The sequence below is a fragment of the Actinomycetota bacterium genome, from assembly GCA_040757835.1.
Taxonomy (GTDB): Bacteria; Actinomycetota; Geothermincolia; order Geothermincolales; family RBG-13-55-18; genus SURF-21.
This window is the reverse complement of record JBFLWJ010000002.1, coordinates 282184-307639: the sequence shown is the minus strand read 5'-3', so window position 1 is coordinate 307639 and position 25456 is coordinate 282184. Positions and strand designations below refer to the sequence as shown.

Here is a 25456-nt window from a genome sequence, read left to right as displayed (position 1 = left end):
GGTCCCTCAACGGCGACGGGCCTTCATGGTCATGTCCCTCAGGTACGCCTGTATGAACAGCTGGAAGCTCGGATGCAGCGAGCAGGACGATATGGGGCATTCATCGCACAACCCCATGCATTTGATCTCCATCTTCGGCCTCCCTTGTGCTCTCGTGATCTCACGTTCTCCTGATATATATTTCCACTTCAGCCGGTTTATTCCTTCCCCATATAAAGGAAAGAGACCGCGATGCCGCCATGGCAGCCTCATGCAGCAAAGCGAACCGTTCCCGGATGCCAGGCGGCATCTAACGCACCCTGATCTCCTGTCTGGGGGCCGGCGCGATGGATGGATTACAATGTCATTGGCGGGAGGAGAAAGGACAAGAGCTTGCATGGCTACGTGATAGGCCACGATATCGGGACCGGAGGATGCAAGAGCGTTCTGGCCACCACCGGAGGCGAACTGCTGGCACGCAGCTTCGAGCCCTACCCCATCTACCATCCCCGGCCGAACTGGGCGGAGCAGGACCCCGGGGACTGGTGGCGGGCGACGGCCTCGGCCACGCGCCGCATGATGGGAGAGAGCGGCATCGACCCCGGCCGGGTGGTGGGGTTGGGGTTCGCGGGCCAGATGCTGGGGATAGTGCCCGTGGGGGGCGAGGGAGCCCCCCTGTGCCGGGCCATCATATGGCTGGACAGCCGGGCCGACGAACAGGCGGCCCGCATAATCCGCAGGTTCGGCGGCCGCAGGGTGGTCATCCGCGTGGCGGGAGCGGAGCCCTCCGGGAAGGACGTCATCTGCAAACTGGCCTGGTTGCGGGAGAACGAGCCGGAGCTCTTCCGTTCCACCCGCTGCTTTCTCGATGCCACGGGATACCTCGTCCACCGCGCCACGGGTGAGATGGCCATGGACCACACCGGGGCGGGGGGCACGGGCATCCTCGCGGGCCGCAGGAGGGAGTGGTCCCGCCCGCTGGCCAGACTGGTGGGCCTGGACCTGGAGAAGATGCCGCCCATCAGGTCGAGCATCGATGTCGTGGGCACCCTGCGGGAGGAGGCAGCGCGGGAGATGGGCCTGGACGCCGGTACGCCCGTCATCGCGGGCATGTCCGATATCCCCGCCGCCGCCGCCGGCTCGGGTGCGCTGGATGACGGCGATGCCCATATCAACATCGGCACCTCGAGCTGGCTTTGCCTCTCGGTCTCACGCCCCCGCAACCTCGGCAGGAACGGCATCGCGCCCGTGGTATCCGCCGACCCGGATATGTACCTCATGATCGGGGAATCGGAGACGGCGGGGGCTTGCCTGGAGTGGTTCGCGGGCAACCTCTATCCTCCCGATGCCATGGGACGGGAGGATGGCGAAGGCGACGTGTTCCGCGCCCTGGACGGCATCGTCGTTGGCACCGGACCGGGCGCCGGCAGGATGCTCTTCGCCCCCTGGATGTTCGGCGAGAGGTCCCCGGTGACCGACACCAGCGTACGCGCCTCTTTCGTCAACCTCAGCCTGGAGCATGGCAGGGACCACATGTTGCGCGCCATCTACGAGGGCGTCGCCTTCAACCTGCGCTGGCTGCTGGATGCGGCGGCGGGGGCCGGATTCGCCTGCGATCCCCTCCGGGCCATCGGCGGCGGCGCCAAGAGCGACGTGTGGATGCAGATCATAGCCGACGTCACCAGGCGTCGCGTGGAGGCGGTGGAGCATCCCCAGGAAGCGGGGGCCATGGGCTGCGCCCTGGCCGCCGCGCTGGCCGTGGGGGAACGCGGGTCCTTCCGACTGATCAAGGAGGCCGTGCGGGTCAGGAAGTCTTTCGAGCCGCGGCCTGACTGCTGCCCTATCTATGACGAACTGTACGGTGCCTTTCGATGTCTCTATCCCAGGCTGTCCGGCGCATGCGCCAGGCTCAACCGCGCCGCTGCCCGATGAGGGCGGCTTGCGATATTGCCGCGGAACGACGGCGCCGCACGGCGCGTGGCCTGAACGCATCATGTATCGCGACGCATGCCGGGGGTAAAATAGGTGGCAGCGCGGACACGGGGGGACGGCGCGAAGACGTCAGGCCGAGGCCAGGAGAGAAGAGATGAAAGATGCGGGCGGCAACGGCAGGAAGATCATAGCCTGCGCCACCGTGGCGGAGGAGCTGCGCCTCATGGGCGTGCCTGAAGAGGAGCTCAGGGAGCTGGAGTTCGGGCTGCACGTCCACCCCGAGAAGTTGCGCGAGACACTGCAGAGAGAGATAGACGCCGTGCCCGGAGAAGGTGACGTCGTGCTCGGTTACGGACTGTGCTCCAATGCGGCGGTGGGGCTGGTATCGCGGGACCACCGTATCATCATCCCCCGGGTGGATGACTGCATCGCTCTCTTCCTGGGCTCCAGGCAGGAACACCTGCGGAGATTGCGCGAGGAGCCGGGCACTTATTTCCTCACCAAGGGGTGGATCAAGGCGGCGGAACTGCCTATCAACGATTACATGCGCCTGGTGGAGAAGTACGGCGAGGATAGAGCGATGCGTGTCACCAAGGTGATGCTGGCCAATTACAAGCGCGTGGTGCTCATCAACACCGGCAACTACCTCCTGGACGAGTTCCGGGCCGCGGCGAAGTCCATGGCCGATACCCTGGAGCTCAACTACGAGGAGATACCGGGGTCCAACCGCATGTTGCGCGCCATGCTCGACGGGGACTGGAACTCGGAATACGTCGTGGTCGAACCCGGGCAGGAGACCACCCTGGCGATGTTTCTGGTCGCATCGGACCAATAGGCGGTCAGGCGGGTTCACGCGTTCACGCCCAACGCTCAGATGCAAGTCTCACCCGCTTGCTCTTTTACAAAGGGCCGGGATTGTTGTTTCACCACATACGTTGGTGTAACATAATTAACGCGCTGGAGGATTGACGAGCCCGCTTAGCTCAGCAGGTAGAGCACATCCATGGTAAGGATGGGGTCAGCAGTTCGAATCTGCTAGCGGGCTCCATTTTTTCCACCTGCAAGGCGGTGTAGCTCAGTTGGTTAGAGCGCACGGTTCATACCCGTGAGGTCAGAGGTTCAAATCCTCTCACCGCTACCAGGAGAGGAGAGGGCGCGAGTCGCCCAGATATAGAGAAGTCCGGAGCTTTATCGAGGAGGGTCAAAATGGCCAAGAAGAAATTCGAAAGGACCAAGCCACATGTGAACGTGGGCACCATCGGACACGTGGACCACGGCAAGACCACCCTCACCTCGGCCATCACCAGGTGCCTGGCCAGCCAGGGCCAGGAGGTGGAGGTGCGGTCCTTCGACTCCATAGACAACGCTCCGGAAGAGAAGGAGCGCGGCATCACCATCGCCATCGCCCACGTGGAGTACCAGACCGACAAGCGCCACTACGCCCACGTGGACTGCCCCGGCCACGCCGACTACATCAAGAACATGATCACCGGCGCCGCCCAGATGGACGGGGCCATCCTGGTGGTCTCCGCCGCCGACGGCCCCATGCCCCAGACCCGCGAGCACATCCTGCTGGCCCGCCAGGTGGGCGTCCCCGCCATGGTGGTCTATCTGAACAAGGCGGACATGGTGGACGACCCCGAGCTGCTGGAGCTGGTGGAGATGGAGGTGCGCGAGCTCCTGACCGAGTACGAGTTCCCCGGCGACGACATCCCGGTGGTGGCCGGCTCGGCGCTCAAGGCCATGGAGTGCGGCTGCGGCAAGCGCGAGTGCGAGTCCTGCGGCTCGGTCATGGAGCTCATGGACGCCGTGGACGACTACATCCCCACCCCCGCCCGCGACGTGGACAAGCCGTTCCTGCTGGCCATCGAGGACGTCTTCTCCATCACCGGCCGCGGCACCGTGGTCACCGGCCGCATCGAGCGCGGGGCCATCCACACCGGGGACGAGGTGGAGATCGTGGGTATCCGCCCCACCAAGAAGACGGTGGTCACCGGGGTGGAGATGTTCAGAAAGATCCTGGACGAGGGCCAGGCCGGCGACAACGTGGGCCTGCTGCTGCGGGGCATCGGCCGCAAGGACGTGGAGCGCGGCCAGGTGGTGGCCATACCCGGCTCCATCACCCCCCACACCGAGTTCAAGGCCCAGGTGTACGTGCTATCCCGCGAGGAGGGCGGCCGCCACACCCCCTTCTTCAGCGGCTACCGTCCCCAGTTCTATTTCCGCACCACCGACATCACCGGCACCGCCATGCTCCCCGAGGGCGTGGAGATGGTCATGCCCGGCGACAACATCGAGATGGAGCTGGAGCTCATCAACCCCATCGCCATGGAGGAAGGCCTGCGCTTCGCCATCCGCGAGGGCGGCCGCACCGTGGGAGCGGGAAGGGTAACGGAGATAAAGAAGTGATCACAAGGACCGGAGGCTCGATGACAGTGCGATCGCATGCGTGCCGGGCCACGATATTCGGAAACGTCATGGCGCCGGGACACCGCCGCGAAAAAGATATGACTGGGGCCAGGCCGCGACACCTCCCGTGCGGAGGCGCTTACCCGCGGTTAAATAACGGCACGATCGCTTGCGCGGTGCGGGCTATCGCGCGTGGCGGCGGGATTGACAGCGCTCTGAGGCGGTGGTAGCTTTACTCTTCGGTTCCAGAATACGGCAGGAGTAAGCAGATGAGGATACTGGTGACGATGGCTTGCACCGAGTGCAAGCGGCGCAACTACGCGACGAAGAAGAACAAGAGCAACGACCCGGACAGGATCGAACTGAAGAAATACTGTCCGTGGTGCCGCACGCATACTTTGCACCGGGAGACACGCTAGGCTAATATAATGAAAGCGAGGAGGGTGCTTCCAACTGCCCTGAGAGTGAGCACCCGGCTTAAGGGATAAGTGTAGGCCTGTAGCTCCAACTGGTAGAGCGCCGGTCTCCAAAACCGGAAGTTGGGGGTTCGAATCCCTCCAGGCCTGCCATTATTTTTGTGAGAAAGAGGAGGCGAAGTGCCGAGCCGAGAGATGCGCCGCATGCAGCAGAAGCTGGGCATGGAGAAGAAGAAGGCCCAGCTGAAGAAGTCGGGCGGCGGCCGCAAGAAAGGCGGACCCAAGAAGCAGAGGGTGACCGTTTCCCAGTTTCTGACGGAGGTCCGCGCGGAGATGAAGAAGGTGACCTGGCCTACCAGGGACGAGGTGGTGTCGTACACCATAGTGGTGCTGGTGACCGTGGTCCTCATGGGCGGAATCGTGTACTTTGCCGACATCCTGTTCACCAAGCTGGTGGACGTGATCATCTTGTAGATCGGGAGAGCGAGAATGGACCCCAAGTGGTACGTGATACACACATACGCCGGCTATGAGAACAAGGTGAAGAGCAACCTCGAGCACCGCATAGAATCCATGGACATGGGGGAGATGATCTTCAAGGTAGTGGTCCCGACCGAGGACGTCATGGAGATCAAGGCGGGCAAGAAGGAAGTGGTGCAGAAGAAGATGCTCCCGGGATATATCCTGGTGAACATGGAGCTGGACGACGACAGCTGGTATGTGGTGCGCAACACCCCGGGCGTCACCGGCTTCGTCGGCTCGAGCGCCAAGCCGACGCCGTTGACCGAAACCGAGGCGATCAAGCTGCTCAAACGGCCGGCGGCGGAGAAGCCCCGCCCCAAGACCGAGTTCGAGGACGGGATGAGCGTGCGGGTCTCCGCCGGACCCTTCGCGGACATGAGCGGTACCATCTCCGAGATCAACATCGATCAGAGCAAGCTCAAGGTGATGGTGTCCATCTTCGGGCGCGAGACGCCGGTCGAACTCACCTTCGACCAGGTGACAAAACTGTAAGGAGGAAGAGGAGAGAGATGGCCAAGAAGGTCATAACCAAGATCAAGCTGCAGATATCCGCCGGACAGGCGAACCCGGCACCCCCGGTGGGTCCGGCCCTGGGCCAGCACGGCGTGAACATCATGGAGTTCTGCAAGGCCTATAACGCACAGACCCAGTCCCAGATGGGGACGATCATCCCGGTGGAGATCACCGTCTACGAAGACCGCAGTTTCTCTTTCGTGACCAAGACCCCGCCGGCGGCGGTGCTGCTCAAGCAGAAAGCGGGTATCGATAAGGGCTCCAGCGAGCCCAACATGCAGAAGGTAGCCCGCCTTTCCCGCCAGGACGTGCTGGATATCGCCCAGCAGAAGTTGGCCGACCTCAACACCAAGGACCTGGAGGCGGCCGCGCGCATCATCGAGGGTACTGCCCGCAGCATGGGCATCACCGTCGAGCAGTAACGAGTAACTCAGGTGGGAGGGCCGCAGGCCCGGCATGACCACGGAGGCGCAAGGCGGCCAGTGGGCCGCGTCCCCCGCGACGGGAACCCCCTGAGCTAAAGGAAGATGTACCAATACGGAACGGTGTGGGAGGGTGAAAACCCGCGTGAACCACGGAGGTGAACGGATTGAAGAAGAGAAGTAAGCGTTACCGGCAGGCACTGGAGCTTTACGACCACCAGAAGCTATACCATCCCCGGGAAGCCATGGCCATCATCAAGAAGATGCCGGGGAGCCGCTTCGATGACACGGTCGAGGTGGCCTTCCGTCTGGGCGTGGACCCCCGCAAGGCCGACCAGATGATCCGCGGCACCGTGAGCCTTCCCCACGGCACCGGCAAGGAGATGCGCGTGCTGGTGATCGCCCAGGGGGACAAGGCACGGGACGCGGAGGCCGCGGGAGCGGATGTCGTAGGGGGTCCGGAGGTCCTCGAGCGGATCCAGGGCGGCTGGTTCGAGTTCGACGCCATGATAGCCACCCCGGACATGATGTCCCAGGTGGGAAAGCTGGGCAAACTGCTGGGGCCGCGGGGCCTCATGCCCAATCCCAAGGTGGGCACGGTGACCTTCGAGGTGGAAAAGGCGGTCAAGGACATCAAAGCGGGCAAGATAGAGTACCGCGTGGACCGGCAGGGAAACCTCCATCTCATCCTGGGCAAGAAGAGCTTCGACGAGCGCAGCCTCCTCGAGAACTACGTGGCGGTGCTGGAGGAGATCATCCGGGCCAAGCCGGCGGCGGCGAAGGGTCGCTACCTCAAGAGCATCACCTTCTCGGTTTCCATGGGGCCTGGCGTCAAGGTGGATACCCTCGCGGTGAGGGATGTCCTGGCGGAGCAGCAGGAAGCGACCGCTTGACGCACCCGGCCGCGCATGATAATTTCTTGTTTGCCTGAGAAGCGGGCGTCCGTAAGGGCTTAATACCGACCCGCGGAGGCTGGATGAACACGCATATGCATGTCACCCCTCGCTCTCCGCGAGGGGTATTGTTTTAACGGGTATCAGGCCCGGCTGATCGGAACCGGCCGGGCGGCTGACACGCCGGGAAGATAGGAAGGAGGAGGATGTGGCCAGAGCTGAGAAGATAGCCAGGGTGGAAGAGATCAGGAAGATGTTCCTTGACCACCAGGTGATCTTCCTCACGGACTTCAGCGGTTTGAACGTCGAGGAGATCAACAACCTGCGCTTTCATCTGCGGGACCTGGGCGCGGAGTACCGCGTGCTCAAGAACACCCTGACCTTGCTGGCCATCAGGGATACGGGCTACGAGGGAATGAGCAGTCTGCTGGTGGGGCCGGTGGCGGCCGCCTTCTGCGCTGGCGACCCCATGGTGGTGGCCAAGGAGCTGGTGGCCTTCTTGCGCAACAATCAGAAGCTCGAGATCAAGGGCGGGTTCATGGAGGGCAAGGTGCTGGAGGCGGCCGACGTGCGCAGCCTCGCGCTGCTGCCTTCCCGCGAGGTACTGCTGGCCAAGGTCAGCGGCGCCCTCAAGTCGCCCATATACGGCCTGCACAACGTGCTTGCCGGCCCCTGCCGCAAGCTGGTGTACGCGCTGCAGGCGGTGGCGGATTCAAAGTCGGAGGCCGCCTGATGTCGCCGTGTCCCTACCTGGGGTATGCGGGAATCGAGGCGATATGCAACCTGGAGGTGTGAGAATTGGCGGAGAAGAAGATCGGTCTGGATGAGATGCTCGAGGCCATAGACGCCATGACCGTGCTCGAACTCAACGAGCTGGTGAAGGCCCTCGAGGAGAAGTACGGGGTGACCGCCGCGGCGCCCATGGCGGTAATGGCGGCCGGCGGGGCCGCTGCCGCGGGCGGAGAGGCCGCTGCCGAGGAGGGCGAGAAGACGGAGTTCGACGTCGTCCTTCTGGCTGCCGGTGACCGTAAGGTGCAGGTCATCAAGGAGGTCAAGGCCATCACCGGACTGGGCCTGAAAGAGGCCAAAGCCCTTGTGGACGACTCCCCCAAGGCGGTCAAGGAGAAGATCTCAAAGGACGAGGCAGACCGCATCGCGGAACAGTTGCGCGACGCCGGCGCCCAGGTCGAGATAAAGTAACCCGGGTCTTTTGGGCCCCCCTCGGCAGACTGCATCGCGTAAGCGACAGCAGCACCCGGAGGATGACGCGACGGTGCCAGGCCCGGCCGATTCCGGTCGGCCGGGCCTGGCACGTTTACGTTCGGAAGTAGGTGCATCCGCGCGCTTTTGCCAGCGATGCATGGCGCTGGGGCCACCGTCCATGCCGGCCCCGGTCGCCATTGCGTAAGGACCGCGTTAGACCTGTTGACCACCAGGCGGTATTGTAAATCCGGACTGCCAGGGACGGCGCTCCCGGTTATTCCCCCTCCAACGCTGCCCGGATCTCCTCGGCGACGACGCCCTCCTCCATCCCCAGCCGCCTCTCCAGAAGGGAGCGGGCTTTGCTCCCGCCGATGCGACCCAGGGACCAGGCGCTCATGCCCCTGACATTGTAGAAGGGGCTCTCACAGAGCGATCTCTCCAGGTCGGGTACGAAACCTGGATCCTTGAGGTTGCCCAGCGCCCTGGCGGCGTTCATCTGCCAGCGGTCAACCCGGGAACGGGACATATAGAAGAACCTCGGCCATATTCTATCCTCGTAGAAATCCTGGTCCATGTGGAGCAGGGAGGCAAGGCGGTAATCGGCGGCCCTGGATGCCAGGTCCTGGTCGGGGGGCAGTACCGTCCTCATCCAGGGGCGGTTGCGGGGGCAGGCCTCCTGGCACAGGTCGCAGCCGTAGACCCAGGCGCCCATGGGCTCACGCAGCTCTTTCGGGGTGATGTCCGCCCCATAATATGAGTTGAACGCGATGCAGCGGAAGGGGTTCATCTTGAGGGGCTCGTAAAGGGCGCCGGTCGGGCAGGCTTTGATGCAGCGATTGTCGCAATTGGGAGGGCAATCCACTTCCAGTGAAGGCTCGTCCGGGTCCAGATCGGCATCCAGTAGCAGGGGGATGCTCTCCAGCCAGGACGAGCCCTTTATGGCGTCCCGGCAGAAAACGAAGCAATTCTTGCCATAGGTGGCGATGCCTGCCAGGGCAGCCGTCATGCGCGCCGGTATCTCGTCGTCGAACTGTATCCTTATTCCCTCCAGGCGCGCGAAGTCAAACAGGGCTTTGATCCTCGCGAACTCCTCCCCCCGTACCTTGCGCTCGTCCACGAGGTAGCACCGTCCATAGAGCCCGATCAACTCATCGGGGAAACCGCGCCGGTAATAGTTGCGCGCCAGTACCATCAGGGAACGGGCCCAGGGGTGCTTGGAAGCTGGATCCGCCCCGCGCAGGGTGCTGAAGAAATCGGTGTTTACCCAGGCATACATCTCCGGCCTGGTCGCGACCTCGGCCGTATAGACCGGCATCTGCCCCGCAGTGGTGAAACCCACCGCGGCGAAACCCAGTTCAAGCGCTCTCTCCCGCAGCCTCTCCTTTATGTTCATGCAGCTAATATAACCGTTATCGCAGGAAAGCGCATTGAGCATCCTCCCGCGTCGCTGGGTCCAGTGTTTTTCATGGCCCACTCGCCATCACATGAGACCTGCGTCGGCTCCATGGATCTCCGGACTACGCGGCGAACCCCTTCCTCCAGGGGCCGAGGTCCGAAAGAAAATGGCACATATGACCGCGGAGATGCTATCCTGTAGGTTAGCGAGGATCGCGCCCGGAGCGTGGTGTCTTATGCCTACCTTGTATTTGACACCCCACCCTTATTTATCATAATATTAGGCTTTGCGTATGTGTAGGGATTTTTTGCGCCTTGCGAGGGAAAAGGAGTGAGGGAAACGGTGAACCAAACCCATGGCGGTCGCGTGAGAAGAAACTTCGCCAAGATCCCGGAGATCCTGACCGTGCCCAACCTCATCGACATCCAGAGAAAGTCCTTCGAGTGGTTCCGCACCGAGGGGTTGCGCGAGGTCTTTGAGGACATCTCGCCCATCGAGGACTTCACGGGCAACCTTGCGGTCGAGTTCGGGGACCACCAGTTCCAGGAACCCAAGTACGATGTCGACGAGTGCAAGGAAAAGGACATGACCTATTCCTCGCCACTCTTCGCCACCGTGCGGTTCATCAACCGCGAGACGGGCGAGATCAAGGAACAGGTGGTCTTCATGGGGGACTTCCCCCTCATGACCGACAAGGGCACCTTCATCATCAACGGCACCGAGAGGGTAGTGGTGTCCCAGCTGGTGCGCTCCCCGGGGGTCTACTTCGACAAGGAGCTGGACAAGGCCTCGGACAAGGAGCTCTATTACGCCAAGATCATCCCATCGCGGGGGGCATGGCTGGAGCTGGAGACGGACAAGCGCGACGTCATCGGGGTCAGGATAGACCGCAAGAGGAAGCAGCCGGTGACGGTATTGCTGCGCGCCATGGGTTACGAAGGGGACGACCAGATCCTCTCCTTCTTCGGGAACTCGCCGCTCATCGAGACCACCCTGGAGAAGGACCATACCGGCAACCGCGAGGAAGCCCTGGTGGACATCTACCGCAAGCTCAGGCCCGGCGAGCCGCCCACGGCGGACTCGGCCAACACCCTGCTCGATAACCTCTTCTTCAACCGCAAGCGTTACGACCTGGCCCGGGTGGGCCGCTACAAGCTCAACAAGAAGCTGGGGCTGGACATCGACCTGTCCATCACCACTCTCACCTTCGATGATGTTCTGCAGACCATCCGTTACCTGCTCAACATCATCGAGAGCGACGTGGAGGAGGCCGACGACATCGACCATTTCGGCAACCGCCGCGTGCGTTCGGTGGGGGAACTCATACAGAACCAGGTGCGCATCGGCCTGGCCCGTATGGAGAGGGTGGTGCGGGAGAGGATGACCACCCAGGAGGTGGAGGCCATCACCCCCCAGAACCTCATCAACATCAGGCCGGTGGTGGCGGCCATCAAGGAGTTCTTCGGCTCCAGCCAGCTCTCGCAGTTCATGGACCAGACCAACCCGCTGGCGGGCCTCACCCACAAGCGCCGCCTCTCCGCCCTGGGGCCGGGAGGCCTCTCGCGCGAGCGGGCCGGCTTCGAGGTGCGCGACGTGCACCCCTCGCACTACGGGCGCATGTGCCCCATCGAGACCCCGGAAGGCCCCAACATCGGGCTGATCGGGTCCCTGGCAACCTATGCCCAGGTGAACGAGTTCGGTTTCATCGAGACCCCCTACCGCAAGGTGGTGAAGGGAAGGGTCACGGACGAGATCGTCTACCTCACCGCCGACGAGGAAGAGAAGTACGTCCTCGCCCAGGCCAACGCGCCGGTGGACAAGCGGGGGCGCTTCGAGAACCCCACCATCCTCTGCCGCATCAAGGGCGGCAACGTAGTGGCGGCGCACCCCGAGGACGTGGACTACATGGACGTCTCGCCGCGCCAGATCGTATCCGTGGCCACCGCGCTCATACCCTTCCTGGAGCACGACGACGCCAACCGGGCGCTTATGGGCTCCAACATGCAGCGCCAGGCGGTGCCGCTGCTGCGCTCCGAGGCCCCGCTCATCGGCACGGGTATGGAATACCGGGCGGCCAAGGACACCGGCGACGTCATCATCGCCGTGGCCGACGGCACGGTTTCCTACGTGGACGCAGACCGTATCGAGGTCAAGAGGAAGAACGGCGACACAGATATATATAGGGTGGCCAAGTTCCGCCGCTCAAACCAGGGCACCTGCGTCAACCAGAAGCCTATCGTGGACGAGGGGCAGAAGGTCACGGAGGGCGAGATCATCGCCGACGGCCCTTCCACGGACCGCGGGGAGATAGCCCTGGGCAAGAACCTGCTGGTGGCCTTCATGCCCTGGGAGGGTTACAACTACGAGGACGCCATCATCGTATCGGAGCGCATGGTCTACGACGACCTGCTCTCCAGTATCCATATCGAGGAGCACGAGGTGGACGCCCGCGATACCAAGCTGGGCCCGGAGGAGATAACCCGCGACATCCCCAACGTCAGCGAGGAGATGCTCAAGGACCTGGACGAGATGGGCATCATCCGAGTGGGAGCCGAGGTAAACCCGGGCGACATCCTGGTGGGCAAGGTGACCCCCAAGGGCGAGACCGAGCTCACGGCGGAGGAGAGGCTGCTGCGGGCCATCTTCGGGGAGAAGGCCCGCGAAGTGCGCAACACCTCCCTCAAGGTGCCCCACGGTGAGTCCGGCAAGGTCATCGACGTCAAGGTCTTCACCCGCGACGCCGGCGACGAGCTGCCGCCGGGCGTCAACCAGATGGTCAGGGCCTACGTGGCCCAGGTGCGCAAGATCTCCGACGGCGACAAGCTGGCCGGGCGCCATGGCAACAAGGGGGTCATCTCCAAAATCCTCCCCCTGGAGGACATGCCCTTCATGGAGGACGGCACCCCGGTGGACCTGGTATTGAACCCCCTGGGCGTGCCCTCGCGCATGAACATCGGGCAGATCCTCGAGACCCACCTGGGCTGGGCCGCCTTCGAGGGCTGGCCAAAGAAGGGAGCGAACAGGGCGGACGGCCCGGTGTACGTGGCCACCCCCGTCTTCGACGGCGCCAGGGAACACGAGATCGAGGAAGCCCTCAGGCAGGCGGAGCTCCCCGAGTCCGGCAAGACCGTGCTATACGACGGGATCTGCGGGGAACCGTTCGACCAGCCCATCACCGTGGGCTACATCTACGTCATGAAACTGCTCCACCTGGTGGACGACAAGATACACGCCCGCTCCACCGGCCCCTACTCCCTGGTCACCCAGCAGCCCCTGGGAGGCAAGGCGCAGTTCGGCGGCCAGAGGTTCGGGGAGATGGAGGTGTGGGCCCTGGAGGCCTACGGCTCCGCCTATACCCTGCAGGAGCTGCTCACCGTGAAGTCCGACGACGTCATGGGCAGGGTGAAGGTGTACGAGGCCATCGTCAAGGGTGAGAACATCCCCGAGCCGGGCATCCCGGAGTCCTTCAAGGTCCTGGTCAAGGAGATGCAGGCCCTCTGCCTCAACGTGGAGGTGCTCTCCGAGGAGGGCGTGGAGATAGAGATCCGGGAGTCCGATGAGGACCTTATGCGCACCGCAGAGGACCTGGGCATCGACCTGCGCAGCGCATCGGCGGCCCTCCTCTCCACCCGCACCGAGGAGGAGCTGGAGGCCGAGAGGCCGGAGGATTTCTGACCGTGACGGATATCACGCCGCGTGAAACGATAAAGGCGACGTTTTAAGGAGGTTGGTCCCTTGCTGGACGTCAACGACTTCGACAAGCTCAAGATCGGTCTGGCCACTCCGGATCAGATACGGAGCTGGTCCCATGGAGAGGTGAAGAAGCCTGAGACAATCAACTACCGCACCCTCAAGCCGGAGAAGGACGGGCTCTTCTGCGAGAAGATCTTCGGCCCCACCCGCGACTGGGAGTGCTACTGTGGCAAGTATAAGCGGGTACGCTTCAAGGGCATCATCTGCGAGCGCTGCGGGGTGGAGGTAACCCGCGCCCGCGTGCGCCGTGAGAGGATGGGCCACATAGAGCTGGCCGCCCCCGTCGCCCATATCTGGTACTTCAAGGGCGTGCCCTCGCGCATGGGCTACCTACTGGACATCGCCCCCAAGGACCTGGAAAAGATACTCTATTTCGCCTCCTATATCGTCACCTACCTGGACGAGGAGAAACGGCATAAGGACCTCTCCATGCTGGAGGAGGAGCTGAACGAGGAGATCTCCGAGATCGAGGAGACGGCGCGGGAGAGGATCGAAGAGCTGCGCAATCCCCCCGAGGAGGAGGCCGAGGAGGAGGAGGCCGAGGAGGCCGAGGAGGAGGAGGAGATAACCCCCAAGCCCAAGCCACAGGCCCTGGAGAAGGAGATCAAGTCCATCGAGGACAAGGCCAAGCGCCGGGTCGAGGAGCTTAAGCGGGTCTTCGAGGAGTTCAAGGCCCTCGAGGTCAGGCAACTGGTGGGGGACGAGATGCTCTTCCGCGAGATGCGCGAGCGCTACGGCGACTACTTCCGCGGCGGCATGGGCGCCGAAGCCATGCGGGAGATGCTGGCGGGGGTGGACCTGGAGGCCGAGGCCGCCGAGCTGCGGGAGGCCATCCGCACCTCCAAGGGGCAGAAGAGGCAGAGGGCCACCAAGCGCCTCAAGGTGGTGGCGGCGTTCCTCTCAACCGAGAACGACCCCACGGCCATGGTCCTGGGCTGCATCCCGGTGATCCCTCCCGACCTGCGCCCAATGGTGCAGCTTGACGGCGGGCGTTTCGCCACTTCGGACCTGAACGACCTCTACCGCAGGGTAATCAACCGCAACAACCGCCTGAAGAGGCTGCTCGACCTGGGGGCCCCGGAGATAATCGTCAACAACGAGAAGCGGATGCTGCAGGAAGCGGTGGACGCCCTCTTCGACAACGGACGCCGCGGCCGCGCGGTGACCGGACCTGGCAATCGGCCGCTGAAGTCCCTCTCCGACATGCTCAAGGGAAAGCAGGGACGCTTCCGCCAGAACCTGCTGGGCAAGAGGGTCGACTACTCCGGCCGCTCGGTCATCGTGGTGGGGCCCAACCTCAAGCTGCACCAGTGCGGCCTGCCCAAGCAGATGGCCCTGGAGCTGTTCAAGCCTTTCGTGATGAAATTACTGGTGGACAAGGAATACGCCCAGAACATCAAGAGCGCCAAGCGCATGGTGGAACGTCAGCGCCCCGAGGTGTGGGACGTGCTGGACGAGGTCATCCAGGAGCACCCGGTGCTCCTGAACCGTGCCCCCACCCTGCACCGCCTGGGTATCCAGGCCTTCGAGCCGGTGCTGGTGGAGGGCAAGGCCATCCAGATACACCCCCTGGTGTGCACCGCCTTCAACGCCGACTTCGACGGCGACCAGATGGCCGTCCACCTGCCGCTGTCAAGCGAGGCGCAGGCGGAGTCGCGCATCCTCATGCTCTCGGCCCACAACATCCTCTCCCCGGCCCACGGGCGCCCCATCACCACCCCCACCCAGGACATGGTGCTGGGGGCCTCTTATCTCACGGTGATCAAGGAGGGGGAGAAGGGCGAGGGCAAGATCTTTGCCTCGGCGGACGAAGCCGTCATGGCCTACGAGTTCAAGGAGGTGGCACTGCACGCCCCGGTGAAAGTGCGCATCCGCAAGAAGGGCCGTCCCCACAAGATCATCGACACCTCGGTGGGCCGGGTCATCTTCAACTCGGCGCTGCCCGAGGACTACCCGTATATCAACGAGCCCATAAACAAATCCAACCTGCAGCACATCGTAACGGACATAGCCGTCCGCTATGACACCGTGAAGACGGCCGAGATCCTGGACAACATCAAGCGGGTAGGTTTCCATTTCGCCACCCTGGCCGGTATCACCATCTCCGTGCAGGATATTACCGTCCCTCCGGATAAGGAACGCATCCTAGAGACCCCGGAGGCGGAGGTGGAGAAAATAGAGGAGAACTACAAGCGCGGTCTCATCACCGATGACGAACGCCACCAGCGGGTGGTGGAGCTGTGGACCGAGGCCACCGACGAGGTGACCGAGGCCATGGAGCGCAGTTTCGACACCTTCAACCCCATCTTCCTCATGGCCAACTCGGGAGCGCGCGGCAACATCAAGCAGATACGCCAGCTGGCAGGCATGCGCGGCCTGGTGGCCAACCCCAAGGGAGAGATAATCGACCGTCCCATCAAGTCAAACTTCCGCGAGGGGCTGACGGTGCTCGAGTACTTCATCTCCACCCATGGGGCCAGGAAGGGCCTGGCCGATACCGCGCTCAGGACCGCGGACTCCGGCTACCTCACCCGGCGACTCGTGGACGTGTCCCAGGAAGTGATCGTGCGGGAGCTCGATTGCGGCACCGACAAGGGCATCCCGGTCAAGGTGCTCAACGCCCAGGGAGAGCTGAACAACTCGCTTGCCGCCCGGGTCACCCTGAAGCGGGTATCCCACCCAAAGACCAAGGAAGTGCTGCTGGCCAAGAACGCCGAGATCGACCTGGAGGCGGCGGAAAGGCTGTCCAAGGCAGGTATAGAGGAGGTCATGGTGCGCTCGGTCTTGACCTGCGAGGCGCGCAACGGAGTATGCAGTCGCTGCTACGGTACCATGCTGGCCACCGGCAGGCTGGTGGAGATAGGTGAGGCGGTGGGGATCATCGCCGCCCAGTCCATCGGAGAGCCCGGCACCCAGCTAACCATGCGCACCTTCCATACCGGGGGCGTAGCGGGGGAGGACATCACCCACGGCTTGCCCAGGGTGGTGGAGCTGTTCGAGGCGCGCAAGCCCAAGGGCCAGGCGGTCATCGCGGACATCTCGGGCAAGGTGGAGATCGAGGAGTCGGAGAAGGCGCGCAAGATAACCATCACCGGCTCAGGCAACAAGGAGCGCTCCTATCAGGTGCCGCGACGTGCCCGCTTGAGGGTGCGCGATGGCCAGGAGGTGGCGGCCGGAGACCAGCTCATCGAGGGCTCGGCCAATCCCCACGACATACTGCGCGTGCTCGGCCCGCAGGCGGCCCAGTTGTACATGGTCCAGGAGGTGCAGGAGGTCTACAGGAGCCAGGGCGTGGATATCCACGACAAGCACATCGAACTCATCGTGCGCCAGATGATGAAGAAAGTGGAAGTGGTGGAGGCCGGCGACACGGAACTGTTGCCCGGGGAGAAGTCGGACCGCAAAGTCTTCGCCGAGGTCAACGAGATGGTGACGGCGGAGGGAGGCGAGCCGGCGTCGGCACGCCAGATGCTGCTGGGCATCACCAAGGCCTCCCTGGCCACCGATTCTTTCCTCTCGGCGGCTTCCTTCCAGGAGACCACACGGGTACTCACCGACGCGGCCATATCTGGCAGGGTGGATCCCCTGCTTGGGCTCAAGGAGAACGTTATCATCGGCAAGCTGATCCCAGCGGGGACCGGGATGAGCTGCTACCGCAATATCAAGGTCAAACCCAAGCACGTGGGCATCAGTCTCCTGGAAGAGGTGGAGGCCTTGACCACCGGCGCCGGAAGGACAGGTGCGCCTACGGTGGAGGAGCTGGAGAACCTCTTCGGAGCCGAGGCAGTTTCGGCGGTGCTGGAGGCAGACGAGACGGCCATCGCTGACCTGGAGCTCTCTACACGCACCAAGAATATGCTCAAGGCGGCGAACATCAACACCAGGGGGGACCTGCTGAGGGTGAACGAGGACGACCTCTATGAAGCCGGCCTGGGCAAGAGCAACGTTGAGGAGCTGAAGAAATCGGGCCTGCTCAAGGAGATCGTGCTGGAGGAAGCCGAGGAAGTGGAAGAAGAGGAGGAGGCGGAAGAGTCCTGATCCCGCGGAAACGCGGTCGATTGACACCCGTATAGGGTGATGGTAAACTTTCGCCTTGGTGTGTTTATTGTAAAAAAGCAGGTAGAGAAGGTAATTTTTCTCCGGAGGAGGTAGGTTTGCCGACCATAAACCAGTTGGTGCGCAAGGGCCGCACGGACAAGCGTAAGAAGACCAAGACGCCGGCGCTGCAGGGATGCCCGCAGCGGCGGGGAGTCTGTACGCAGGTAAAGACATCGACCCCCAAGAAGCCCAACTCGGCCTTGCGCAAGATCGCCAGGGTCAGGCTCACCAACGGCATCGAGGTCACCTCCTACATACCGGGGATAGGGCATAACCTGCAGGAACATTCCATAGTCCTGGTGAGGGGCGGCAGGGTTAAGGACCTCCCGGGAGTACGCTACAAGATCATCCGCGGCACCCTGGACGCTGCCGGAGTGGTGGACCGCAAGCAGTCGCGCTCCCGTTACGGGACGAAGAAGACGGCCGGCCTGTAGGCCGAGGAATCGAGGAGTTAAGATGCCGAGAAAAGGACCAGCGCCAAAGCGGGAGATACCGCCGGATACCAGGTATCACAGCGTCCTGGTTGAGCAATATATCCGCAAGATCATGCTGGATGGCAAGAAGAGCACGGCGGAAAAGGTGGTCTACGGTGCCCTGGATATCCTGCACGAGAAGACGGGAAACGACCCGCTGGTGATTCTGCGCAAGGCGACGGACAACGTCCGCCCCGTGCTGGAAGTGCGCTCACGCCGCGTGGGCGGCGCCAGTTACCAGGTGCCGGTTGAAGTGAGGCCGCGGCGCAGCACCACCCTGGCAATACGGTGGATCGTCAACTATACGCGCCAGCGCAAGGAGAAGACCATGAAGGAACGCTTGGCGAACGAGCTTTTGGACGCCTCCAACGGCATGGGCGCCTCGATCAAGAAAAAAGAAGACCTGCACAAGATGGCCGAGGCCAACAAGGCATTTGCCCATTACCGGTGGTAGCATGAAGGTTACGACTTCGAGCAGGGTGGAGAAATTGACCCAGGAAGAGGAACGCTTTCCCCTCGAGCGCGTGCGCAATATCGGCATCATCTCCCATATCGATGCGGGCAAGACCACCACGACCGAGAGGATCCTCTTCTATACCGGCAAGACCTACAAGATGGGCGAGGTCCACGAGGGGTCTACGGTCATGGACTGGATGGTACAGGAACAGGAGCGTGGTATCACCATCACCAGCGCCGCGACCACCTGTTTCTGGGAAGACCATAAGATAAATATTATAGATACTCCCGGCCACGTGGACTTCACGGTAGAGGTAGAACGCTCCTTGAGGGTGCTTGACGGGGCCATCGCCATCCTGGACGCCGTGGCCGGGGTGGAGCCGCAGACGGAGACGGTGTGGAGGCAGGCTGACCACTACGGCGTGCCGCGTATCTGCTACGTAAACAAGATGGACCGTCCCGGGGCCGACTATTTCGAGTGCCTGGAGATGATCGAGGACCGTTTCGACACCCGCCCGGTGGCGGTGCAGATCCCCATCGGCATTGAGGGCGACTTCCGGGGGTTCGTGGACCTGGTGGAGATGCGCGCCCTCGTATACACCGACGAGCTGGGCACGCAGTGGGAGTGGCGGGAGATCCCCGAGGACCTCGCGGTGGCGGCGGAGCTCTATCACCATGCCATGGTGGAGACCTGCGCCCACTACGACGATGAGCTCATGGACAAATACCTGCAGGGCGAGGAGAAGGTCAGCGGCGAGGACATCATGCGCGGCATGCGCGCCGGCGTCCTCGCGTGCGAGATAACCCCGGTCTTTTGCGGCTCCTCCTTCCGTAACAAGGGGGTGCAGCCCCTCCTGGACGGGGTGGTGGCCTACCTTCCCTCCCCCCTGGACGTGCCACCCGTCGAGGGTATCCACCTGGGCAGGGAGGAGAAGAAGGAGACCAGGCTGGCCTCGGACGACGAGCCATTCGCGGCCCTCGCCTTCAAAGTGGTATCCGACCCTTACGTGGGCAAGCTCATCTACCTTAGGGTGTATTCCGGCACGCTGCGCGCGGGATCGACCATCTACAACAGCACCCGCAGGAGGAAAGAGCGCATCGGCCGCCTTCTGCAGATGCACGCCAACCACCGCGCGGAGAGGGAGACGATCTACACCGGGGACATCGTGGCCGCCGTAGGGCTGCGAGATACCTTCACCGGGGATACGCTCTGCTCTGCCCACCGCCCCATCCTTTTGGAGTCCATGGAATTCCCGGAGCCGGTGATCTCAGTGGCCATCGAGCCCAAGACCAAGGCGGACCAGGACAAGTTGAGCACGGCCATGGAGCGCGTCTCTGACGAGGACCCCACCTTCCGGGTGAAACTGGACCCGGAGACGGGGCAGACCATCATCTCGGGTATGGGGGAGCTGCACCTGGAGATAATCGTGGACCGCCTGTTGAGGGAGTTCGGGGTGGGCGCCAACGTGGGCCGGCCCCAGGTCTCCTACCGCGAGACCATCGTGGGCAGTGCCCGTGGCGTGGAGGGCAAGTTCATCCGCCAGACCGGGGGGCGCGGGCAGTACGGCCACGTGGTCATCGACATCGAGCCGTTGCCCACGGGAGAGGGCTTCCAGTTCGAGAGCAAGGTGACCGGTAACGCCATCCCCAAGGACTTCATCCCCGCGGCGGAGCAGGGCGTCAAGGGCGCCATGGAGTTCGGGAGCCTGGCCGGCTACCCGGTGGTGGACGTGAAGGTCACCCTGAAAGGCGGCTCCTACCACGAGGTCGACTCCTCGGAGCTGGCCTTCAAAGCGGCGGGCTCAGCGGCCATGCAGGAGGCGCTGCGCCGTGCGGAGCCCATATTGTTAGAGCCGGTGATGAAGGTACAGATCACCGTGGCGGAGGAATACCTGGGCGACATCATCGCCGATGTCAACGCCAGGCGCGGCAAGGTCGAGGGCATGGAGACGCGCGGCAAACAGCAGATCGTAACCGCCCTCATCCCCCTGGCCGAGACCTTCGGCTACGCCACAGACATCCGGTCGCTCAGCCAGGGAAGGGCCACCCATCACATGCAGTTCTCGCACTACAGCGAGGTGCCGTCGGGGATCACGGCCGAGATCGTCCGCCGTATCAGGGGAGAATAAATGAGGCTTGTTTCCAGGTCTTAAGGCATTTAGAATAGGGAAGTTGTGTCCAGAGCGCGACACGTAGTCGATTCAGGAGGAAGATAAAATGGCCAAGAAGAAATTCGAAAGGACCAAGCCACATGTGAACGTGGGCACCATCGGACACGTGGACCACGGCAAGACCACCCTCACCTCGGCCATCACCAGGTGCCTGGCCAGCCAGGGCCAGGAGGTGGAGGTGCGGTCCTTCGACTCCATAGACAACGCTCCGGAAGAGAAGGAGCGCGGCATCACCATCGCCATCGCCCACGTGGAGTACCAGACCGACAAGCGCCACTACGCCCACGTGGACTGCCCCGGCCACGCCGACTACATCAAGAACATGATCACCGGCGCCGCCCAGATGGACGGGGCCATCCTGGTGGTCTCCGCCGCCGACGGCCCCATGCCCCAGACCCGCGAGCACATCCTGCTGGCCCGCCAGGTGGGCGTCCCCGCCATGGTGGTCTATCTGAACAAGGCGGACATGGTGGACGACCCCGAGCTGCTGGAGCTGGTGGAGATGGAGGTGCGCGAGCTCCTGACCGAGTACGAGTTCCCCGGCGACGACATCCCGGTGGTGGCCGGCTCGGCGCTCAAGGCCATGGAGTGCGGCTGCGGCAAGCGCGAGTGCGAGTCCTGCGGCTCGGTCATGGAGCTCATGGACGCCGTGGACGACTACATCCCCACCCCCGCCCGCGACGTGGACAAGCCGTTCCTGCTGGCCATCGAGGACGTCTTCTCCATCACCGGCCGCGGCACCGTGGTCACCGGCCGCATCGAGCGCGGGGCCATCCACACCGGGGACGAGGTGGAGATCGTGGGTATCCGCCCCACCAAGAAGACGGTGGTCACCGGGGTGGAGATGTTCAGAAAGATCCTGGACGAGGGCCAGGCCGGCGACAACGTGGGCCTGCTGCTGCGGGGCATCGGCCGCAAGGACGTGGAGCGCGGCCAGGTGGTGGCCATACCCGGCTCCATCACCCCCCACACCGAGTTCAAGGCCCAGGTGTACGTGCTATCCCGCGAGGAGGGCGGCCGCCACACCCCCTTCTTCAGCGGCTACCGTCCCCAGTTCTATTTCCGCACCACCGACATCACCGGCACCGCCATGCTCCCCGAGGGCGTGGAGATGGTCATGCCCGGCGACAACATCGAGATGGAGCTGGAGCTCATCAACCCCATCGCCATGGAGGAAGGCCTGCGCTTCGCCATCCGCGAGGGCGGCCGCACCGTGGGAGCGGGAAGGGTAACGGAGATAAAGAAGTAGGGATATGGCGAAAGCGAAGCAGAAAATAAGGATCAGGCTGAAGGCCTACGATCACGAGATAGTCGACCGGTCCGCGCGACAGATCGTGGAGACCGCGAAGCGCACGGGGGCTTCTATCTCCGGGCCGGTGCCTCTGCCCACGGAGAAGCACGTCTATTGCGTGATACGTTCGCCACACGTGAACAAGGATTCACGGGAGCATTTCGAGATGCGCGTGCACAAGAGGCTCATAGATATCATGGAGCCCACGCCGAAGACGGTGGACTCGCTCATGCGCATGGACCTTCCAGCCGGAGTGGATATCGAGATAAAACTGTAGACTCTTCCCCGGCGCCGCCCGGGAGGGCGGGACGCCGCTGAGAGGTGGGTAAGTTGAAGGGAATACTAGGCAAGAAAATAGCCATGACGCAGATCTTCACCGAGGAAGGCCAGGTCATCCCGGTGACGGTGGTCGAGGCAGGGCCCTGCACGGTCACCCAGATCAAAACGGTGGAGAAGGAAGGCTACAACGCCCTGCAGTTGGGCTTCGGCCCCGTCAGCGAGAAGAAGCTGAACAAGCCGCAGAGAGGCCATTTCTCCAGCCGGGAACTGCAGCCCCAGCGTCACCTGGCCGAGCTGCGAGTCGATGACCCCTCGGGTTACCGGGTTGGGCAGGAGATAACCGTGGACACCTTCAGTAAGGGCGATCGCGTGGACGTCACGGGCAGGTCGCGGGGCAAGGGCTTCGCGGGTGTGATCAAGCGGCACAATTTCGCGGGCGGACCAGGTTCCCACGGAGCGCACTTCCACCGCGCCCCCGGCGCAATCGGCGCGTGCGCTACACCCTCCCGCGTTTTCAAGGGCGCGCGAATGCCGGGCCGCATGGGGGCGGAGAAGGTCACCACCCTCAACCTGGAGATCGTGGACATCAAGCCCGAGCGCAGCCTGCTGCTGCTCAAGGGCAGCGTTCCGGGCCCGGACGGCGGCCTGGTGCTGATCAGGGAATCGGTGAAGTCGGTAAAAAAGCGTAAAAAAAGAGCGCACGTGCTCACCTGATAGGCGGGAAAGACCATGAGGGAAGTGAAGGTTTACGATATAGAGGGCAACGAGAAGGGAGACGTGCAGCTGCACGACTACTTCTTCGGTTGCGAGGTGAACATACCCGTCATGCACCTGGTGGTGCGACACCAGCTGGCCGCCGCGCGCAGCGGCACCGCCTCGACCAAGTCCCGCAGCCTGGTCAGCGGCGGGGGGCGCAAGCCCTGGCGCCAGAAGGGCACCGGCAGGGCGCGCGCCGGCTCATCCCGTTCACCGTTGTGGCGGGGAGGCGGTACCGTGCACGGGCCACAGCCGCGCGATTTCGATTTCAAGGTCAACCGCAAGGTGCGCAAGCTGGCCCTGCGATCCGCGCTGAGCGCGCGGGCCGAGGAGGGGCGGGTGATGGTGCTCGAGGACTTCACCCTCTCCGAACCCAAGACCAAGCTGGCCGCGGCCGTCTTCCAGGCGCTGGGCGTGGACGACTACGTACTCCTGGTGCTGGCGGAGGAGGACCATAACCTGGTCAGGTCCATGCGCAACCTCCCCTTCGTGGAGGTGACCTGGGTGTGGAAGCTCAATACCTACGACATACTGGCGAGCGACAGGGTGATCTTTACGCGTTCGTCCCTGGATAAGCTGCAGGAAGGGGTGGAAGATGAAGGACGCGCATGACGTGATCATCCGGCCCATCATCTCGGAGAAGAGCTACACCCTCCTGGACCACAACAAGTACACCTTCGAGGTGCACCCCAAGGCCCACAAGACCGAGGTGCGCAAGGCGGTGGAGGAGATATTCAACGTCAAGGTCACCGGGGTGAACACCATCAAGGTCCCGCCCAAGCCGAAGCGGCAGGGCTGGACCTCCGGCAAGACCACGGCGCGCAAGAAGGCCGTGGTCACGCTGGCGCCGGGATACAGTATAGAGTTTTTCGAGGGCCCGCTGGGCTGATAAGCACAGGACGGTAAGGTTATGAGCATCAAGAGATACAAGCCCACCTCGCCGGGGAGGCGCTTCGCCTCGGTGTCCGATTTCTCCGAGATAACCAAGAAGGAGCCGGAGAAGACCCTGCTCGCCCCCATGAACTACAAGGCGGGCCGCAACAACAAGGGCCGGATCACCACCCGGCATAAGGGTGGGCGCAACAAGCGCAAATACCGCATCGTCGACTTCCGGAGGGACAAGGACAATATCGCGGCGAAGGTGGCCGCCATAGAATACGACCCCAACCGCAGCGCGCGCATCGCCCTGCTGCACTACGAGGACGGCGAGAAGCGCTACATCCTCGCTCCCCTCAAGCTGAAAGTGGGGGACCGCGTGATGTCCGGGCCCGACGCGGACATCAAGCCGGGCAACGCGCTGCCGCTTTCATCCATCCCGGTGGGCACGACCATCCATAACATCGAGCTGAAGCCGGGAGCCGGAGGCAAGATGGTGCGCTCCGCAGGCGCGTCGGCGCAGCTCATGGCCAAGGAAGGGGACTTCGCGCACGTGCGCCTCCCCTCCAGCGAGGTGCGCCTGGTGAATATCAAGTGCCGCGCGACCATCGGCCAGATCGGTAACGTGGAGCACGAGCTCCTCTCCGAGGGCAAGGCCGGCCGCGGGCGTTACAAAGGCCGCCGTCCCACCGTGCGCGGCACGGTGATGAACCCCGTGGACCATCCCCACGGCGGCGGCGAGGGCAAGAGTTCTTCCGGGCGCCATCCCGTTACCCCCTGGGGCAAGCCGACCCTGGGGTACCGGACACGCAAGAAGAACAAGCCGTCGGACAAATACATCGTACGCCGCAGGAAGAGCTGAGGGACAGGGAGGTAGTCTTGGGCAGGTCGCTGAAGAAAGGCCCCTTTATCGACGAGAAGCTCTACTTCAAGATCGAGGAGCTGAACCGGCGCAACGAGAAGAGGGTCGTCAAGACCTGGTCACGCCGATCCACCATCTTTCCCGAGATGGTGGGGCACACCATAGCGGTGCATGACGGCAAGCGGCACGTGCCGGTATACGTGACCGAGAACATGGTCGGGCACAAGCTGGGGGAGTTCGCCCCCACGCGCAGGCGCACCAGGCACGGGCACGCCCACGAACGACCCACCCGCCTGAAGTAGACGAAGAGGAAAGAGCAGGAGGCGGAGAGAGAGATGGCGGAAGCAGGCGAAGGCGTCAGGGTGCGCGCGGTGGCCAAACACGTGCGCATATCGCCCTATAAGGCCAGGCAGATCGCCGACCTGGTGCGAGGCAAGGACCTGGAGGAGGCCCGGTACATCACCACCTTCTCTCCGCACAACGCCGCGCGTCTGGTGGGGAAGGTGCTGGAGTCGGCGGTGGCCAACGCGGAGCACAACAAAGGGCTGCGCGCCGACGACCTCATGGTGGTCAACTGTTACGTGGATGAGGGGCCGACGCTGAAACGCTGGAGGCCCAGGGCCTATGGCAGGGCTACCCGCATCCGTAAGCGGACCAGCCATATCACCGTGGTAGTCGGCGAGCGCGAAGAGCTCGCCGGGGAAGGCCGCCGGGGTTCGAGACGGCGCGCCGGAGCGCGAAGGAAAGGATGAGAGC

General features: G+C 63.3%; 25 protein-coding genes and 3 tRNA genes. 26 read left to right on the top strand and 2 right to left on the bottom strand.

What is annotated here, in order from left to right; genetic code table 11:
- Positions 1 to 6 precede the first annotated feature (6 nt).
- Entirely contained in the window at positions 7 to 132 is a 126-nt protein-coding gene (locus tag AB1384_03840) for a hypothetical protein (GenBank protein ID MEW6553402.1), read from the bottom strand.
- 198 nt (positions 133 to 330) lie between these two features.
- On the opposite strand from AB1384_03840, the gene AB1384_03835 reads away from it, so the two are divergent.
- From AB1384_03835 to rplL, 13 genes are all read left to right on the top strand, one after another.
- Entirely contained in the window at positions 331 to 1911 is a 1581-nt protein-coding gene (locus tag AB1384_03835) for an FGGY-family carbohydrate kinase (protein MEW6553401.1), read from the top strand.
- A 154-nt stretch (positions 1912 to 2065) separates the two neighbouring features.
- On the top strand, positions 2066 to 2746 hold the full coding sequence (locus AB1384_03830) for a DUF1638 domain-containing protein (protein ID MEW6553400.1): 681 nt from the start codon (positions 2066 to 2068) through the stop codon (positions 2744 to 2746).
- 137 nt (positions 2747 to 2883) lie between these two features.
- A tRNA-Thr gene (locus AB1384_03825) sits at positions 2884 to 2959 on the top strand.
- A 16-nt stretch (positions 2960 to 2975) separates the two neighbouring features.
- A tRNA-Met gene (locus AB1384_03820) sits at positions 2976 to 3052 on the top strand.
- Between the two features lie 65 nt (positions 3053 to 3117).
- Complete coding sequence (gene tuf, locus AB1384_03815; protein ID MEW6553399.1) at positions 3118 to 4320, top strand: elongation factor Tu; 1203 nt, start codon at positions 3118 to 3120, stop codon at positions 4318 to 4320.
- 269 nt (positions 4321 to 4589) lie between these two features.
- Positions 4590 to 4739: a 50S ribosomal protein L33 gene (gene rpmG, locus AB1384_03810; protein MEW6553398.1), complete on the top strand. Its 150-nt coding sequence runs from the start codon at positions 4590 to 4592 to the stop codon at positions 4737 to 4739.
- Between the two features lie 73 nt (positions 4740 to 4812).
- Positions 4813 to 4889, top strand: a tRNA-Trp gene (locus tag AB1384_03805).
- Between the two features lie 27 nt (positions 4890 to 4916).
- Entirely contained in the window at positions 4917 to 5210 is a 294-nt protein-coding gene (gene secE, locus AB1384_03800; protein MEW6553397.1) for a preprotein translocase subunit SecE, read from the top strand.
- Positions 5211 to 5225: 15 nt separating this feature from the next.
- Positions 5226 to 5750, top strand: a complete 525-nt coding sequence (gene nusG, locus AB1384_03795; GenBank protein MEW6553396.1) for a transcription termination/antitermination protein NusG — start codon at positions 5226 to 5228, stop codon at positions 5748 to 5750.
- A gap of 17 nt (positions 5751 to 5767) precedes the next feature.
- Positions 5768 to 6193, top strand: coding sequence for a 50S ribosomal protein L11 (gene rplK, locus AB1384_03790; protein MEW6553395.1), 426 nt, complete (start codon positions 5768 to 5770; stop codon positions 6191 to 6193).
- A 167-nt stretch (positions 6194 to 6360) separates the two neighbouring features.
- A complete protein-coding gene (rplA, locus tag AB1384_03785) occupies positions 6361 to 7086 on the top strand; it encodes a 50S ribosomal protein L1 (GenBank protein MEW6553394.1) in 726 nt (241 codons plus the stop codon).
- Between the two features lie 208 nt (positions 7087 to 7294).
- A complete protein-coding gene (gene rplJ, locus AB1384_03780) occupies positions 7295 to 7819 on the top strand; it encodes a 50S ribosomal protein L10 (protein MEW6553393.1) in 525 nt (174 codons plus the stop codon).
- A 95-nt stretch (positions 7820 to 7914) separates the two neighbouring features.
- On the top strand, positions 7915 to 8286 hold the full coding sequence (rplL, locus tag AB1384_03775; protein ID MEW6553392.1) for a 50S ribosomal protein L7/L12: 372 nt from the start codon (positions 7915 to 7917) through the stop codon (positions 8284 to 8286).
- Positions 8287 to 8563: 277 nt separating this feature from the next.
- Here rplL and AB1384_03770 read toward each other — a convergent pair whose 3' ends face one another.
- Positions 8564 to 9682 (bottom strand): 4Fe-4S double cluster binding domain-containing protein, encoded by a 1119-nt coding sequence (locus AB1384_03770; GenBank protein MEW6553391.1) that lies wholly within the window; start codon positions 9680 to 9682, stop codon positions 8564 to 8566.
- 333 nt (positions 9683 to 10015) lie between these two features.
- On the opposite strand from AB1384_03770, the gene rpoB reads away from it, so the two are divergent.
- The 13 genes from rpoB (at position 10016) to rplV (ending at position 25452) form a co-directional block, all read left to right on the top strand.
- Positions 10016 to 13360 carry a DNA-directed RNA polymerase subunit beta gene (gene rpoB, locus AB1384_03765; GenBank protein ID MEW6553390.1) on the top strand — a complete coding sequence of 1115 codons (3345 nt, stop codon included), beginning with the start codon at positions 10016 to 10018 and terminating at the stop codon, positions 13358 to 13360.
- Positions 13361 to 13420: 60 nt separating this feature from the next.
- Complete coding sequence (locus AB1384_03760; GenBank protein ID MEW6553389.1) at positions 13421 to 17476, top strand: DNA-directed RNA polymerase subunit beta'; 4056 nt, start codon at positions 13421 to 13423, stop codon at positions 17474 to 17476.
- 116 nt (positions 17477 to 17592) lie between these two features.
- Positions 17593 to 17970, top strand: a complete 378-nt coding sequence (rpsL, locus tag AB1384_03755; protein MEW6553388.1) for a 30S ribosomal protein S12 — start codon at positions 17593 to 17595, stop codon at positions 17968 to 17970.
- 22 nt (positions 17971 to 17992) lie between these two features.
- Positions 17993 to 18463, top strand: coding sequence for a 30S ribosomal protein S7 (rpsG, locus tag AB1384_03750; GenBank protein MEW6553387.1), 471 nt, complete (start codon positions 17993 to 17995; stop codon positions 18461 to 18463).
- 1 nt (position 18464) lies between these two features.
- The gene (gene fusA / locus AB1384_03745; GenBank protein MEW6553386.1) at positions 18465 to 20594 is read left to right on the top strand and encodes an elongation factor G; all 2130 of its coding nucleotides are present in this window, start codon (positions 18465 to 18467) and stop codon (positions 20592 to 20594) included.
- Positions 20595 to 20682: 88 nt separating this feature from the next.
- Positions 20683 to 21885: an elongation factor Tu gene (gene tuf, locus AB1384_03740; protein MEW6553385.1), complete on the top strand. Its 1203-nt coding sequence runs from the start codon at positions 20683 to 20685 to the stop codon at positions 21883 to 21885.
- Between the two features lie 4 nt (positions 21886 to 21889).
- The gene (gene rpsJ / locus AB1384_03735) at positions 21890 to 22204 is read left to right on the top strand and encodes a 30S ribosomal protein S10 (GenBank protein MEW6553384.1); all 315 of its coding nucleotides are present in this window, start codon (positions 21890 to 21892) and stop codon (positions 22202 to 22204) included.
- A gap of 53 nt (positions 22205 to 22257) precedes the next feature.
- Complete coding sequence (gene rplC, locus AB1384_03730; protein ID MEW6553383.1) at positions 22258 to 22920, top strand: 50S ribosomal protein L3; 663 nt, start codon at positions 22258 to 22260, stop codon at positions 22918 to 22920.
- Between the two features lie 15 nt (positions 22921 to 22935).
- On the top strand, positions 22936 to 23574 hold the full coding sequence (gene rplD, locus AB1384_03725) for a 50S ribosomal protein L4 (GenBank protein MEW6553382.1): 639 nt from the start codon (positions 22936 to 22938) through the stop codon (positions 23572 to 23574).
- Positions 23558 to 23851, top strand: a complete 294-nt coding sequence (gene rplW, locus AB1384_03720) for a 50S ribosomal protein L23 (GenBank protein MEW6553381.1) — start codon at positions 23558 to 23560, stop codon at positions 23849 to 23851. The genes rplD and rplW overlap by 17 nt, the downstream gene beginning before the upstream one ends.
- 21 nt (positions 23852 to 23872) lie before the next feature.
- A complete protein-coding gene (gene rplB / locus AB1384_03715) occupies positions 23873 to 24700 on the top strand; it encodes a 50S ribosomal protein L2 (GenBank protein ID MEW6553380.1) in 828 nt (275 codons plus the stop codon).
- Between the two features lie 17 nt (positions 24701 to 24717).
- The gene (gene rpsS / locus AB1384_03710; GenBank protein MEW6553379.1) at positions 24718 to 25002 is read left to right on the top strand and encodes a 30S ribosomal protein S19; all 285 of its coding nucleotides are present in this window, start codon (positions 24718 to 24720) and stop codon (positions 25000 to 25002) included.
- 33 nt (positions 25003 to 25035) lie between these two features.
- Complete coding sequence (gene rplV, locus AB1384_03705) at positions 25036 to 25452, top strand: 50S ribosomal protein L22 (GenBank protein MEW6553378.1); 417 nt, start codon at positions 25036 to 25038, stop codon at positions 25450 to 25452.
- Positions 25453 to 25456: the final 4 nt, after the last annotated feature.